18 protein-coding genes are annotated in these 14,734 nt (G+C 61.1%); 1 reads left to right on the forward strand and 17 read right to left on the reverse strand.

The annotated features are described in order from the left end of the window. Positions 1-9: 9 nt before the first annotated feature. The gene (locus GZH79_RS14915) at positions 10-1,374 is read left to right on the forward strand and encodes a pyruvate dehydrogenase complex dihydrolipoamide acetyltransferase (protein ID WP_211644563.1); all 1,365 of its coding nucleotides are present in this window, start codon (positions 10-12) and stop codon (positions 1,372-1,374) included. Between the two features lie 68 nt (positions 1,375-1,442). On the opposite strand, the gene cysE is transcribed toward GZH79_RS14915, so the two are convergent. From cysE to GZH79_RS15000, 17 genes are all read right to left on the reverse strand, one after another. Continuing rightward, positions 1,443-2,252: a serine O-acetyltransferase gene (cysE, locus tag GZH79_RS14920; protein WP_211644564.1), complete on the reverse strand. Its 810-nt coding sequence runs from the start codon at positions 2,250-2,252 to the stop codon at positions 1,443-1,445. Between the two features lie 53 nt (positions 2,253-2,305). After that, on the reverse strand, positions 2,306-2,590 hold the full coding sequence (locus GZH79_RS14925) for a hypothetical protein (RefSeq protein ID WP_211644565.1): 285 nt from the start codon (positions 2,588-2,590) through the stop codon (positions 2,306-2,308). Beyond that, positions 2,590-6,513, reverse strand: coding sequence for a glycoside hydrolase/phage tail family protein (locus tag GZH79_RS14930; RefSeq protein WP_211644566.1), 3,924 nt, complete (start codon positions 6,511-6,513; stop codon positions 2,590-2,592). Before GZH79_RS14930 ends, GZH79_RS14925 begins: the two co-directional genes overlap by 1 nt. A gap of 7 nt (positions 6,514-6,520) precedes the next feature. Further along, positions 6,521-6,949, reverse strand: coding sequence for an NlpC/P60 family protein (locus GZH79_RS14935; RefSeq protein WP_211644567.1), 429 nt, complete (start codon positions 6,947-6,949; stop codon positions 6,521-6,523). Next, positions 6,946-7,827, reverse strand: coding sequence for a DUF2163 domain-containing protein (locus GZH79_RS14940; RefSeq protein ID WP_211644568.1), 882 nt, complete (start codon positions 7,825-7,827; stop codon positions 6,946-6,948). The genes GZH79_RS14935 and GZH79_RS14940 overlap by 4 nt, the downstream gene beginning before the upstream one ends. Further along, positions 7,824-8,456, reverse strand: coding sequence for a DUF2460 domain-containing protein (locus tag GZH79_RS14945; protein WP_211644569.1), 633 nt, complete (start codon positions 8,454-8,456; stop codon positions 7,824-7,826). Before GZH79_RS14945 ends, GZH79_RS14940 begins: the two co-directional genes overlap by 4 nt. Before the next feature lie 12 nt (positions 8,457-8,468). After that, positions 8,469-9,128: a phage tail tape measure protein gene (locus GZH79_RS14950; RefSeq protein WP_211644570.1), complete on the reverse strand. Its 660-nt coding sequence runs from the start codon at positions 9,126-9,128 to the stop codon at positions 8,469-8,471. Further along, on the reverse strand, positions 9,121-9,327 hold the full coding sequence (locus GZH79_RS14955) for a rcc01693 family protein (RefSeq protein ID WP_211644571.1): 207 nt from the start codon (positions 9,325-9,327) through the stop codon (positions 9,121-9,123). Before GZH79_RS14955 ends, GZH79_RS14950 begins: the two co-directional genes overlap by 8 nt. Then, entirely contained in the window at positions 9,324-9,638 is a 315-nt protein-coding gene (locus GZH79_RS14960; protein ID WP_211645028.1) for a gene transfer agent family protein, read from the reverse strand. Before GZH79_RS14960 ends, GZH79_RS14955 begins: the two co-directional genes overlap by 4 nt. Then, the gene (locus tag GZH79_RS14965) at positions 9,638-10,051 is read right to left on the reverse strand and encodes a phage major tail protein, TP901-1 family (RefSeq protein WP_211644572.1); all 414 of its coding nucleotides are present in this window, start codon (positions 10,049-10,051) and stop codon (positions 9,638-9,640) included. The genes GZH79_RS14960 and GZH79_RS14965 overlap by 1 nt, the downstream gene beginning before the upstream one ends. A 30-nt stretch (positions 10,052-10,081) precedes the next feature. Beyond that, entirely contained in the window at positions 10,082-10,492 is a 411-nt protein-coding gene (locus GZH79_RS14970; protein ID WP_211644573.1) for a DUF3168 domain-containing protein, read from the reverse strand. Further along, positions 10,489-10,827, reverse strand: a complete 339-nt coding sequence (locus GZH79_RS14975; RefSeq protein ID WP_211645029.1) for a head-tail adaptor protein — start codon at positions 10,825-10,827, stop codon at positions 10,489-10,491. The genes GZH79_RS14970 and GZH79_RS14975 overlap by 4 nt, the downstream gene beginning before the upstream one ends. After that, on the reverse strand, positions 10,827-11,417 hold the full coding sequence (locus GZH79_RS14980) for a head-tail connector protein (RefSeq protein ID WP_211644574.1): 591 nt from the start codon (positions 11,415-11,417) through the stop codon (positions 10,827-10,829). Before GZH79_RS14980 ends, GZH79_RS14975 begins: the two co-directional genes overlap by 1 nt. Positions 11,418-11,571: 154 nt before the next feature. Beyond that, positions 11,572-12,753, reverse strand: coding sequence for a phage major capsid protein (locus GZH79_RS14985; protein ID WP_211644575.1), 1,182 nt, complete (start codon positions 12,751-12,753; stop codon positions 11,572-11,574). A 35-nt stretch (positions 12,754-12,788) separates the two neighbouring features. Continuing rightward, the gene (locus tag GZH79_RS14990) at positions 12,789-13,331 is read right to left on the reverse strand and encodes an HK97 family phage prohead protease (protein WP_211644576.1); all 543 of its coding nucleotides are present in this window, start codon (positions 13,329-13,331) and stop codon (positions 12,789-12,791) included. Positions 13,332-13,357: 26 nt separating this feature from the next. Continuing rightward, positions 13,358-13,543 carry a hypothetical protein gene (locus tag GZH79_RS14995; RefSeq protein ID WP_249219228.1) on the reverse strand — a complete coding sequence of 62 codons (186 nt, stop codon included), beginning with the start codon at positions 13,541-13,543 and terminating at the stop codon, positions 13,358-13,360. A 20-nt stretch (positions 13,544-13,563) separates the two neighbouring features. Further along, positions 13,564-14,733: a phage portal protein gene (locus tag GZH79_RS15000; protein WP_211644578.1), complete on the reverse strand. Its 1,170-nt coding sequence runs from the start codon at positions 14,731-14,733 to the stop codon at positions 13,564-13,566. Between the last annotated feature and the right edge of the window lies 1 nt (position 14,734).

The raw sequence follows: 14,734 nt of genomic DNA on the forward strand, positions 1-14,734 counted from the left end.
GCCAGCGCGATGCCCACAGAAATCCTGATGCCCGCCCTGTCCCCCACGATGGAGGAAGGGACGCTGGCGAAATGGCTGGTCAAGGAAGGCGACACCGTGTCCGCCGGTGACCTGCTGGCTGAAATCGAAACCGACAAGGCGACGATGGAATTCGAAGCCGTGGACGAAGGCACCATCGGCAAGATCGTCGTCCCCGAAGGCAGCGAAGGCGTCAAAGTCAACGACGTGATCGCCGTCCTGCTGGCCGAAGGCGAAAGCGCCGACGACATCGGTGACACCTCTGCCAAATCGGAACCCGCCTCGTCCCATGCCGAACCGGCAGAGGCATCCAAACAGACCGAACCCGCCGCAGGTTACGGACGTGACGGGTCCGCAGCGCAGGAAGCGAAACCCGACACTGCGTCTGCCGGGGACAAAAAGGACGGCGAACGCATCTTTGCCTCACCCCTCGCGCGTCGGATCGCGGCTGACAAAGGGTTGGATCTGGCCGATATTGCAGGGTCCGGCCCGCACGGACGGATCGTCAAATCCGACGTCGAAAACGCCCAGCCAAAGACGCAATCCGCCGCCGCCGAAACAGGTGCCAAAGACAGCGCAAAGGACGCGCCGATCCCCGCCACCAAGGGCGGCACAATCGCCAGCGGCCCATCGACCGAAACGATCCTCAAAACCTACGAAGATCGCCCGTTCGAAGAGGTCAAGCTGGACGGCATGCGCAAGACCGTCGCATCGCGGCTGACCGAAGCCAAACAGACCGTGCCGCATTTCTATCTGCGCCGCGACATTCAGCTGGACGCGCTGATGGCGTTCCGCAGCCAGTTGAACAAGCAACTGGAGTCGCGCAACGTCAAACTGTCGGTCAATGATTTCATCATCAAGGCTTGCGCGCTGGCGCTGCAACAGGTGCCGGATGCCAACGCCGTCTGGGCGAACGACCGCATGCTGCGGTTCACGAAATCCGACGTGGCCGTCGCCGTCGCCATCGAAGGCGGCTTGTTCACCCCTGTCCTGAAAGACGCGGACTCAAAATCGCTGTCGTCGCTGTCGTCAGAGATGAAAGACCTTGCCACCCGTGCCCGCGACCGCAAGCTGGCACCGCATGAATACGCCGGTGGCAGCTTTGCAGTCAGCAATCTGGGCATGTTCGGCATCGATAACTTTGACGCGATTATCAACCCGCCGCATTCTGCAATCCTGGCCGTCGGCGCGGGCGTGAAAAAGCCGATCGTGGGCAAGGACGGCGAACTGACCGTCGGTATGGTGATGTCGGTCACCCTTTCGGTTGATCACCGCGTCATCGACGGTGCATTGGGTGCCAACCTGTTGCAGGCGATCAAGGACAACCTTGAAAGCCCGATGACGATGCTGGCCTGATCGCTATTGCCTGAAACGAAAAACGCCGGGTCAGTGACCCGGCGTTTTTTGTTTTGGCAAGGCGTCGATCAGTCCATCGGGCCCAGCATGTGATCCATCAGGATCGACGGCTGCGAACACCCCGCTTCACCCACAATCTTTGCAGGAACACCTGCAACGGTTTTCATCTGGGGCACATCATGCAGCACCACGGAACCCGCAGCGATTCTGCTGCAATGGCCGACGGTGATATTGCCCAGCACCTTGGCCCCTGCCCCGATCAGCACACCGTTCTCGATGGTTGGATGGCGCTTTTCTTCGTCCTTGCCGGTGCCGCCCAGCGTCACGGAATGCAGCATGGACACATTGTCACCGACGACGGCGGTTTCACCCACCACAACGGAATGGGCGTGGTCGATCATCAGCCCCTTGCCGATCTGCGCGCCGGGATGAATGTCGACGCCGAACACTTCTGATGCGCGCATCTGAATGAAGTATGCCAAATCAAGCTGGCCGTCGTTCCACAGCCAATGCGCCAGACGATGCGCCTGAACGGCCTGAAATCCCTTGAAAAAAATCAATGGCTGCATCATGCGGTGGCAGGCCGGATCACGTTCGAACGTTGCGATCAGATCGGCGCGCGCATCCAGTGCAAGCTTGCTGTCGGATGCATAGACATCATCCGCAATGTCCCGCAGATTTTGCGCCGACATTTCGTCAGATGCCAATTTCATCGCAACCCTGTAGGCCAGCGCGTCGTCAAACCGATCATGCTGCAAAATGCCCGCGTGCAACATCGCCCCCATCGCCGGGGCCTTTCGGACCGCGTGGGCCGCGTCGCCACGAATTTCATCCCAAACAGGATCGAGCGCCAGCAGGTGCGATTGAGTATGTGCCATGATGCCGCCTTTGGATCAGTGATGATTGTTCATATAGGGCCCATTTGTAAAAATCAAAAGCGCCGCTTTTCACGCAAAGCGTGTACCACCACCGTCAGCGCTGCAAGATAGGAATCATCGATCCGCTGTGCCACAGGGACTGCCGGAAACGCGCCAGCGGCAGCCGCCAGCGTCCCATCACCAAACAAAGTGTGGCGGCGGTCAGTGCGCTTGCGATACCGATCTGCCGTGTCGGCAGATTGAATGATATGGCGCGCCCGCGCCGCAGCGTCTGCCGGGGTCAGATATTGAACGCGGCGCACGACCGCATCCAGATCCAGCAAACCAATCGGTCGCATTAAGATCCGATCACAACATCGCTGAAGGGGCCGGTGCCATACCGTTCCGACAGTTGCGCGACCCCCACCACAAAGCCTGCATTCCCGACATCTGCCTCACCCTCGGCAGCGGGATAGATCCAGGACGATGATGCGACAGTGGTTTCTCTGACGACCTTGTTGCCCTGCCTGACCTGCACGATGTAGCGTTCGTTCTCTTCCCCAAGCGGGACATCCCCGCGTCCCCAGACATCCCCGTCGATCCGCGTCTGCCTGATCCAGTCCACCTTTAGCCCCGCTGGTGTGAAGCGCGCAGTCAAATGCACCACGGGATAGGGGCGGTAACCGTTGCCGCGAAACGCTTCGACCACATGCCGATAGCTTTTGTCGGTATAAGGCCGCTTGACCGGACCAAAGCGAAAGTGACGTCTTTGTCCCCGCGCGTAGGTCGGAATGGTAATCTGTTCTGGGCGCCCATCCATCAGCACCATCTTTGTCCCAGCGGGCCATACGTCGGGGATCATCGCACTGCTTCCCGCCTGTCCCCGTAGCAAATCGGTCAGCGCAAACGTGCGGTCTTGCGTCATCTGGGCCTGTGCAAATTGCACGATTTCCCAATTGTCGGCACTGCCATCGCCCAGCGCCAGCACATTGCGACCGAACAGGACATCATCAGGGTCGATGGCATACAGTGCCCCATGCACCAGTTTTACCGACAGCACTTGCCTGTCCCAAACCCCCGTGCGTCCGCGCGGCAAAGGTGCGGTCAGGGTGCCGATCACACTGCGGCGGCGAAACACATCCTGAAGAATATAGCCCCGGTCCGCAGGCGCGGAATATAGTGCGACGGCAGGGCCCCAATCTGCCGCCGTCGTCGCGAAATACGGCGCATGCGCGCTTTCATCACCACGGATCAACGGCAGATCCATGAACAAACCAACAACCGGGCCCGGTGCCTTATAGCTTTGCAACCGCGCGCCTTCTTCAAAGCGGCGCTGCGGTCGATAAAGCGTGCCGTTCAGTCGGGTCGCATCGATGCGGCGCACGCCCGCATCTTCGATCCGGTCGATCCGGTAGCGCCCGTCCTGCCCCGCGTCGCGGATATGCACCACATCACCGGCGGCAAGCGCGCCCAGCGACGGGGCAACACTGAAACTGACCGTATCGCGTGCGACCCTTGCTTCGTGGATCCACCGTTCGGCTGTCGATGATGCCTCGCCCTTGGTCATGACAAGCGCGAATTCGCTGCGCGCAATCGACGTGGTTTCGTCTTGCGCGTGAATAGCTTCTGCGACCGCGACGCCATAGTCCGTTTCGCTTTCGACATAGGCAATCTGCACCCGCCCCGATGTCTCTGCATCCGGCGCACGCGTAAATGCGATGTCCGCGCCGCGTTCGGGGTCCAGCACCAGATCGTCGCGTCCAATCTGCGCAACCGCCTGCCCAGCGCGATTGGCAAAGTACAGCACGCCATCACGTTCTGACGCCTCAATACCGTAAGCCATCATCAAGGGCTGCAAGGCCGCGCGCGCGGACCCGATCCGGTCGATCACATAACCACGCACCACCCCATAAAGCTGTGACACATCAATCCGTGTGACCCCTGCATTGTGGCAAATCTCGGCCACCACACCTGCAAGCGTGCGGGCCGTGGCCCGCCCGTTCAGCCAATGTCCACGCGCATAATTATCACCATCTGACCAGAGATTGCTGTTGGCAGGAAAATACGGGAATGGCCGTGCATCCCAGCACCACACAAAAGCGTGGTCCATATCCACCATTCGGCCCCGATACGCCCCCGTCGTTGCCCGCGGATTATGTTCGGGGTCCGCGAAATGGCGCCAGACTGCACGCAGATATTGCATCTGCATGAAATCATCCCGCGCCCCGTTCGAATAATGCGGCAGCAGCGATTCCGACGATTTGGGGTCCAGAAACTTGTTGGGCTGGTTCGTGCCTTTATCAATTGCGGCGCAACCGAATTCCGTGAACCAGAACGGTTTGCTATAGGGCACCCATGCCGTCGGCGTGCTGACCCGCGCACCGTTTATCCGGTTGTGATGTTTGTTCTGCCACCAGCCGCGCAAATCCTTGTAACGCCAGACCCACGGTTCCCCGTCACCGTCCGTGATTGACGTGCGCCGCTGTGCCGCCCGCGATTCGGGACTGGCATAAAACCAATCATAACCTTCGCCGCCCGCCACATTGCCGGACAGATACCCCAGATTATAGATCGACCCATGGGCTGCGTCCTGATGGTCGTCGGTATCGCGCCAGTCCGACAGCGGCATGTAATTGTCGATCCCGATGAAATCGATGTTCGAACTTGCCCACAGTGGATCAAGGTGGAAATACTTGTCTGCCGTCCCTACCGGTTGATAACCGTGATATTCCGACCAATCGGATGCATAGCTGATCTTGCAATCGCTTCCCAGAATGCTGCGCACATCCGCGGCCAATGCGACCAGCGCCGCGACCGCAGGAAAGCTGTCACCTGCACCCCGGATCTGGGTCAGACCGCGCATCTCAGAGCCGATGCAAAACGCTTTCACCCCGCCCGCGATTTTGCACAAATGCGCATAGTGCAGGATGAACCGCCGATACCGCCACTCTGCCGGCCCGGAATAGCGCACAGCATCGCCATCGCGGACAAAATCGCCGGGTTGCGCCTGCCCCATGAAATCTGCAACCTGTTCTGCCGCCGTCGCAGTTCTGTCAGGGGTGCCCGCGACACCCGGCGCACGGCTCAGCGTGATCCGACCGCGCCACGGCAGCTTTGGCTGGCCGGTTTCACCCGTCCATGGGTTTGCCAGATCATTGCCTGCCATCTGCGTCATCAGGATAAAGGGATAGAACATCGGTTCCATCCCACGCGCAGTCAAATCGCGGATAGCCTGTATCACACTCGCATCTGACGGCGTCCCGCCATAGACGGGCCGCCCATCGATCCGTGGCACACGTTCGGTGAAATAGCGTTTCACATCGCTGACGCGCCACGGGTCGTCGCCATCGGCGTCATATTGTTCGACCATCGGGCGAACCGCACAATTGCCACACCGCAGATCATTGCCGAACCAAGACACGACCAGACTGACAGCCTTGCAGGCTGGCAATTCTTCTTCCAAAGCAAGTGCTGCCGTGCTGAAATCGGTCCCGCCGCTTGGCGTGTTCACATTGATGGGCCGACTATCGCCAAAACCACCGCTGAGATCTACCTGAGTTGTGCCCAGCGCATATTCCCCAGTGCCGGGGATCATCGCAACACCGGTTACCTGTCGCGCCATATCGGCAAACGCGTCTGGCGTGCCCGGTTCGGCTGGCCGCATCACCTCGAACGAAAACTGCGGCACGCGGTTTCCAAACTGGCCAAGTGGCATATCCTCGAACACAACGTACGCGATCCCGCGATATGCGGGTGTATATTCCAGCCCTTCGACCACAGAAATCTTGGGATCGGGCTGCTGTGTCATGGTCCCACGATAAACACGCATGTTCACGTCTGACGCTGAGATCTCTACCCCATCCGCCCAGATACGCCCGACGCGCGCAATCTCGCCTTCGCACAGGGCCAGCGCCATGCTGACAGTATAGCTATAGGTCGTGACCTCGGGATCGGCGGGGCGCGGCGCACCCTTGCCACCGCCACCCCCGGTCACCGTTTCGCTTTCCGCAAACTGCGTCGCCCAGATCACCTGTCCCGCAATCCGCATCCGCCCATGCAGCCGCGCCACTGCAGCACCTTCACTGGCGCCTGTCAGACGGAACCTATCGACCTGCCCGATCTCGACCGGCTCGCTGCCCGACCCGAGAATACGCTGATCAATGTGGCGCCCGATCGTCGCCCCGACGGCGCGCCCGATGACGGCTGACGATAACCCCAACACAGAGCCGCCGACAGAACCGCCCACAGCCATTCCAGCCGCCGATAAAACGAGTGTCGCCATGTCGGGCCTATCCTTTTCTGAATTCAAATCGTGCCGCAATACGGCGCTGCCACGGTGCTGAAAGCGGGCTCTCCGTTACACCGTGACCGCTGTAGGCATGCACAAAGGTCGGCATCTCGCCCGCTTCAGCGACAACGCCAAGATGTTTGGCGACCGCCTGAATCTGCATACGGAACAACAACACCTGCCCTGCCGCAAACGGCGCGTCGTCCACTTGGATCAGATGTCGTGCTGCTGCCCGCAACAACCGCTCTTCCCCTTGTGGTTCCGACCAGTCGGCTGTGTAGCGCGGGATCGCTTCAGGCTCTGCCCCGTGTTGCGCGCGCCAGATGCCCCTGATCAGCCCCAGACAATCGCATCCGACACCTTGCACAGACGCCTGATGGACATAAGGCGTCCCGATCCATGTGCGGGCGATGGCGACAATATCGCTCACCGGATTAGGCTCCCACCGCTGGTGTTGCCGTCCGCGCGGGGCACAGCGATCAGCCAGTCATCACCCGGCATATCCGGAAACCCTTGAAAATTGATCAGGTTGGCGAATTTCAACCGACAGGTCGCGTCGCGCTTGTCGCAGCCTGCCGTCACACGGACCCGGTCCCCAACCCGCAACTCTGCCCTGATCGCATCCCAAAGCATTAACTGGGCTTCACCGCCTGCCGTGTCGTGTGATTTAATCGTGAATGTGAGCCCCTGCGCCGGACCATTCAGGACCGTCAGCGTGCCATGCGTGAACCACTGCGCCGCGTATCCACCTGCCGGGATCGTAACACCGGTATCGCCTGTCAGTCGCAGCACCGATCGTTCAGTCATCAGGCGACTATCCGTCAGATCGACACGACAGGCTTTATCACCTAACACCGCCGCACAACTGCGCAGGAACGCACGCCCGATGGGCTGATTAAGGCGTTCCGCCAGACCGCGCAGCGCCACACGGAATTGTCCTGCCTCGCGTGTGATCTCTCCGATCTCGCCACGGAACCGAATGTGCCGCGCCGATACGTCATCCCACCGTACCAGCCAGTTCGTGATCTCTGCCCCGTCAAAACGTCCCGCAGCGATATCGACGTCGGAAATTACATCAGATTGCAGCAAACCAGCCGCTTCCGAATTATCAACGTTCAGTCCCGTGCTGGTGGCCAGCGCACGCGCGCTTAAACCACTGTCCGCCTGAAATCGCACGCCGTCGAAATGCAGATCGACGTCGTGATCGGTGAAACCGAACACCACCCCGTCCTTGCGCACAATCGACCAGGCCTGACAGCTATGCGCCGCCCCGTCCCTGAGATGGGCCATAAGCGCATCGCGGCTCATACCCGCACCTCGATCACCGGCACGCTGGGCACCTGTCCTGCGCGAAAACTGGAAACAGCCGTTTCAATCCGGTCGGTATCGAAACGCACGGGAACGTCGAATTCATAGCCCGCGCGCACCTCTGCCCCGGTGTCCGGCGTATCCCGAAAAATGATCACACCCGTCATCAGGTCGACGTCGAAATCGACGCCTTCCTGAATTTCATCCCCGCCCACGGCTACCCGCACCGTGCCAGCGACCGGCTTGGCAATCGGACGCGCATAGCTTTGCGCGCCAGAGGCATAGGTCTTCGTCAATGCGATCTCGCGCGTGACGTCGTCGCCCATCGCGATCAGCTGGTCCAGGGGCGACACCTGCGCCGATGGCAGGCAGGATTTGAAATCACCCCAGTCTTTCCAGCGGAAAGCATGCAACTGGCCTTCGCGGGCTTCGAAAAATGCAATCATCCGCTGCAAATCATCCAGCGACCGTAGCCCAAGCCCCGCATCATACCGCCTGCGCGAGTGTTTCCACGGGGTCGATCTTTCTTCGAACCCATTGGCAAGCGTCACAATCTCTGTGCGCCGTTCCGGCCCGCCAATGGCACCAAAGCTCAGGTTCGCGGGAAACCGCGTGTCGTGAAAGGCCATGCGCCTGTCTCCTTATCGATTGCGGTGTCCGGCAGACAGCGCGCGGCCCAGTTGCGCCGCGATCTGCCCCTGACTGCGTTGAAAGCCCTGCACATCAGGCGTGGTGATATGCATGGTCACATGCACTGCCCGCCCACCCTGCGCGCTGACACCCAGACGCCCGTCTGCACCGCGCGTCAGGGGCATAATGGCCTCTGGGCCAGCTTCGCCCATCAACCCCGCACCCCCGCGCATCGGAAAAGTTGTGGCACCGCTGACGACACAGCCCTTGGCAAATGGCGTCACGCGCCCCTGACTGAACGGCGCACCGTTGGCAAAAGGCATAACGCCCGACACGGCCGCGTTGATTCCGTCCGACAACAGCCCGCCCGCATGCTTCGCCACCGGGTTGATCGCCGCCGCATAGGCGGTATCGACCATGGACTGCGCGACACCTTTCATCGCGTCAGACAGTTTCATCCCATCGAACACCACCCCATCAAAGGCGCGTCGCAGCCCGCCCGAAAATCCGGTCGTCAAGTTGCCCAGATCACGCGTGGTTTCACCCAGTGTGGATTGCATACCGCGCAACGTCTGATCGAATGTCCGCGCCATGGCGCTGGCATCACCCAGCGTCCGTTCCAGCGCATCGACATCAACCTGCAATCCATCGATCTGATCCAGCTCAGTCATCTTCACACCTTTCTGTCACATGATCGGGAAAGCGTGCGACCAGCGCATCCAATCCGGATCGGGTCATGGCACGGGGCGCGCCCGTGTCACCCAGCATGATCGCCAGTTCTGCGGGCGTCAGACGCCAAAAGGCATCGGGGGTCAGCCGCAAGCCCACCAGCCCGGCCCGTAGCAACCCTGCCCAGTCCAGCGCCGTCATGGCGGTGGCGTAAAGGCGCGGGACAGCAGTTGTGCCGCCACAGTCGCTGCACCCACAGGCCCGCCCGCGATATCAGCACTCAGCAGGTCATCCGCACAGCCCCGCCAGCCACCGCCCTGCAATCCCGCCACGATAAGCGCCAGAACGTCACGGCCCCGGTAGCGACCCGTTTCGAACCGTTCGACCAGATCGATTAACGTACCGGTGTCCAGTTCTGCCTCCAGTGATGCCAGCGCGCCCAGCGTCAGCTTCGCCACAAAGCATTCGCCGTCGATGGTCACCGCAACTTCTCCAGCACACGGATTGACCATCATGCCGCGGCAAAGCTCAGTTGTCCGGCACTCGATAGCGCCATCTCGTATGTCGCCTCGCCGTCAAAGGTTCCGGCATATTCGATGGACGTGATCTGGAACGGTCCTTCAACCACGCCGAAATCCGGGATCACCACCTGAAAACCGGGCGTCTCTCCGTCGAAAAACACCTGCCGCATACGTTCATCTGTGATGGCATCACGAAAAACACCTGATCCGCTGATCGATGCCGTCTTGACCCCGGCACCGGCCAGCAGCTCGCGCCATCCGCCTTCGCTTTCCAGCGATGTCACATCGACGGTCTCCGCATTGAAACTGATCCGCGTGGCGCGCAGGCCGGCAGCCGTCTCGAATGTTCCGTCGCCGCTCATGTCGACCTTGACCAACAGGTCCTTACCGCTTTGGGCTACCATCTCGTTGCTCCTTGCTTGAATGTTGCGGCATCAGTCATCCGACAGCCGCGCATGAAAGATCAGATCGATCCGCCGGCGATCCGCAGACCCGACGCGTGCCGCCGTCGCTTTGTGAAATCGCAGCGCCAGAACCCTGCCCCGCGTCAGCGTCAGCTCTGCGTCATGCAACGCATCACTTGCGGCACCTGCTGCGCGTTTGGCCTGCGAAAATCCCGCAGCATCGGTCAGGACCGACACCGTCAGCTCGTGGATTGATCCCGCACCGTCCGCATCGGACGCATCGCGCACCTTTTCGGACCCCAGCACGACATATAGCCCCGGCTGTATGAACGCAGGCACCGTATCATAGACGTGTTCACCGACCATGGCCTGCACCCCCGGGTGTTCATAAAGCTGCCGATAAACAGCCTCTTGCAGCGCTTGGGACATGCCATAGCTCATCCGATCACCTCTTCCGTGGCATGGCAGGTCAGGAACCGTCCCGATGGGTCGCGTTCCGTGACCGCCAAAACGGCAAATAGACGCGCGCCATCACGCAACCGCTGTCCCGCGACCGGGCGTGCATCGGACCCGACCACTGCGGACCTCACCGTGATGATCAGGGGCACACGACTGACTGTCGTCTCTCCGATCGCGCGGGTCTGCCCGTTTCCGGGTCGGACATCGGCCCACAGCGTACCCAGCGCGGACCATGTCAGGACATAGCCGCCGGCCCCGTCAGGTGTGCTTTGTGGCGCCTCCAGCGTCAGCGAACGATTCAGCGTAGGCACGCGCATCATTTGCCCCCCATGAACAGCCGTACCGTGCGATAGCGCTCGATCAGGGCGGCCACGCTGGGCGGCAACAGCGACCGGCCTTCGGTTTCCACGCGGTATTCGTAATAATGTGCAGCCAGCAGCAATACAGCCTGTGCCAGATCGGCGGGCAGATCGGACCATTCCGGACCAAAACCCGCAAGCAACACCACCTCGATCCGCCCGCCACGCGGAACAGCCGGCAGGGTGGCACCCGTTGACACCAGCAGCGGTCGCTGCATATCCGCTTCCAGCCGGTACGCGGTCTGTGGCGGTGTCTGCGCGTCATCACCGGTATAACGCACCAAACTGACAACGGCACTGACCGGGGCCAGCGGCAAAGGCTGGCGCGCCGTGTTGCGCCACGCTGTCACTGTCCAGCGAAATTCGCGTTCCAGCAGAACCTTGCCGGTCCGGGCCTCGATCGCGGCCAGTGCGGCCCGCAAACAGGCCTCCAGCAACGGATCTTGCAAATCACCGCCGCTGAAACCGGACCCCAGCCGCAAATGCGCGCGAAAGGCCTCTATCGGCAGGGCGGCCACGGGCGGGCTGGTCAACTCGACTAACATCATGGGATTTGATCTCCGGTCTTCGGCTGGCGCTTCATGCGAACGGTCCGGGCGCACCGCAAAGTCGCGTCACTCGGACGGACGTGAGCAGCTGGACGACGCAACCAAAGGCGCGCCCGGATATTGCGCGACGACACCCGCCGTCACGCAATCAGGTTCAGCCCGCGGCGAATTTCAGCAGCTTGATCGCCGCGAAATCGCTGACACCGCCACCGACGCGCTTTGTCGCGTAAAACAGCACATGCGGCTTTGCAGAAAACGGATCGCGCAGCACCCGCAGGTCGGGGCGTTCCGCAACGGTATAGCCCGCGGCAAAGTCACCGAACGCGATGGGCGACGTGCCGGTCGCCGCATCGGGCATGTCTTCCGCGATCAGCACAGGATAGCCCATCAGGCGCGCAGGTTCGGCGCTGGCCAGCCCATCAGACCACAAGAACCGACCGTCCGCGTCCTTCAGCTTGCGCACCAGACCCGCCGTACGCGAATTCATGACGAACACCGCACCTGCCCGGTATTCCGCACCCAGCGCATAGACCAGATCGATAATCGCGTTCGCATCACCCAGACTGCCGTCCACGCCGGTCGGCACGTAGCCCAGGTTGCCCCATTCCCACAATTCATTGTCGATCGCCGGATAGGCCAGAATACCCTTTGGCTTGTCGATCCCGTCACCGCCGACAAACGCCGCCGCTTCGGATCGGGCGAATTTGTCCGCAATGCGCTGCGCCAGCCAGCCTTCGATATCAAACGCGCTGTCATCCAGCAGGCGTTGCGACGCCTTGGGCAGTGCAGACAATTCATGCAGCGGGATCGTGATGCGGTCGATCTGCGGCGAATCCGTTTCGACCGTCGCATCCTGTTCGGTGGCCCAGCCCGCGCCCATTTCGGTATGGTCGATCAGCACATCATAGGACGTCGCATCGACGTTCACGATGTTTGCGATGGCGCGGATGGATGCTGTTGCACTTAACGTGCTGCGGATCGTGTCTGCCGTCTGCGGGTCGATCAGATAACCACCGTCCGCCGCAATGGCCGTGCTCATGCCCTTACCTTCCAGTGTCAGGCCCCGAAGACCATCGTCATCACCTGACCGCAGATACGCGGCAAAAGCCTTCTGATGCGGCGCTTCATCGGCGGCAGCACTCGCCAGTGCCGGACGCAGCGACATCATGGATTTGCGATCAAGCTTGTTCATACGGTCTTCCTGTTTTTGCAAAGTGGCGTGAATGCCGGTTGAAAAGGTTTTGAATTCCGTGAGGAAAGCGCCAATCGCGCCCCGCAGGTCCTCGGTCGGGGACAGATCTTCCCCGGTCCGAGGCGTAGCCTCGGTCTTGCCCATCTCGTGTCCTTTCGTGTCAGGTGTTCAGGCTGCGATCAGTCCAGTCGCAGTGCCACTCTTGCGTCGGCAAACAGCGCGGCCAGTTCGCGCAGCGTCGCGTCCCCCGGTGCTTCGGATTTGGCATCGACCCGCGCATCCGGCAGCATCGGAAAGGTCACAAGCGACACTTCCCACAGATCCAGCTCTGTCAGGGTGCGTCCACGGTCAGCGCTCTTGGCTGCCTTGACTGTCCGGTATCCAATCGACAGCCCGTCGATGGCCCCCGCTTCCACCAGTGCCGCCGCTTCCTTGCCACGCGCCACATCGGTCAGAATGCGGCCTTTGACGAACAATCCGCGGTCATCTTCGCGGATTTCGTCCCATACGCCGATGGGCTGCATCGGATCATGCTGCCACAGCATCTTGATCCGTCCACCACTGGCTGCGACTTTGGCCAGCGATGCCGCATAGGCGCCGTGCGAAACCCGGTCACCGCCCTGATCGACACGGTCGAACAAAGACGCATACCCCGCGATTTCAGACCCATTGGCCACCACCAACCGCGTCTGCGGCGGGCAGAACTTGTGTTCCAAAGTCATCGGCATTCCCTTCTTGAAAGCGCACGTCATCCGCGTGGCAGGATGTGCAAAAAATGCAGAATCAACGGCGCGCCTGCGCCGCAGCACAGCGCCCAGACCTGCCATTCCAGCCGCCGCAGCATCCGTTCGATCCCGGCCAACCTACGATTGATCTGATCGTGCCAGATGTCAGCGTTCTGCGGGACCTCGGCCGTTGGGCGGCGGTCGGGCAATGGAAAAACCTTTTGCACCATCATTCGACCTCGCGTGCTGGCAGACCCAGCAGACTGCGCTTTTCCGCATCCGTCAGGAACGTGGCGTCAGACACCCGCCGCCAGTGCGCATCACGTTCCGATGCCAGTGCTGCGACTTGATCGATGTCCGGGCGCAGATCCAGCCGGTCGGTCGTGAAATCCGACAGCCAGTCCGCAATCGCACTGGTAACCCGTGTGGCCAGCGGCAACACCGTCAGGCGATAGAACGCACGGTTCGCTTCTTGATAATTGGCATAGGTCGCATCACCCGGGATGCCCAACAGCATCGGTGGCACACCAAACGCGATCGCGATTTCGCGCGCCGCGGCTTCCTTGGTTTGCTGAAACTCCATGTCGGACGGCGAAAACCCCATTGGTTTCCAATCCAGCCCGCCTTCCAGCAACATCGGACGGCCCGCATTGCGCGCGCCCTGGTGCTGATGTTCCATTTCGTCGACCAGCCGGTCGTATTGATCCTGGCTAAGCTGCGATTGCCCGTCGTTGCCCTTATACACGATGGCACCCGATGGCCTTGCCGCATTGTCCAGCAACGCCTTGGACCAAGCCGACGCCGCATTGTGCACGTCGACGGCATTGGCAGCCGCCTGCATCGGACTGAAACCGTAATGATCGTCTTGCGGGTGAAAGCTTTTGATATGGCAAATGGCAGAGCTTTCGGCCGTCACGGCGAAACGGTGCTTGTTCGCACCCACGCTGTATTCAAAGGCCTCTGGCCAGCCATCCCGCCCCGGCACCAACCGCATCCGATCAGACCGCAGCACGTGCAGTTCAATCGGCAAACCACCGTCACCCACACCTTCCAGATAGGCATCGCCAGTCAGCAAAAGCTGCCCGTAAAGCGATTCCAGCAGCTCCGCCCGGCCCTGCGCCCCGTTGGGCCGCGCGATCAGGTCTTGCACCGGATGCGTGTCGTAACGTTGCAGCCGGTCCTGCGCGATCAAAGGCAGGGCCGCCGCAGCTTCTGCAATCAGCTTGACCGCACGGAACCCGATGGGGTTGGCGGCAAAACCCGCCCGCGTCAGCGATGCCGTGTCCCGCGCGCTCCAGGCGGTACGGCCCTGTGTCGCCCAATTGACGACCTTGCCCGTGGCAGAGGCTTTCACCTCTGCCACCGCAGGGGTCGCCGCCTTGTTCCAGAATTCAAACATT

Origin of the sequence: Loktanella sp. SALINAS62 (assembly GCF_018263905.1) — a bacterium.
Taxonomy (GTDB): domain Bacteria; phylum Pseudomonadota; class Alphaproteobacteria; order Rhodobacterales; family Rhodobacteraceae; genus Loktanella.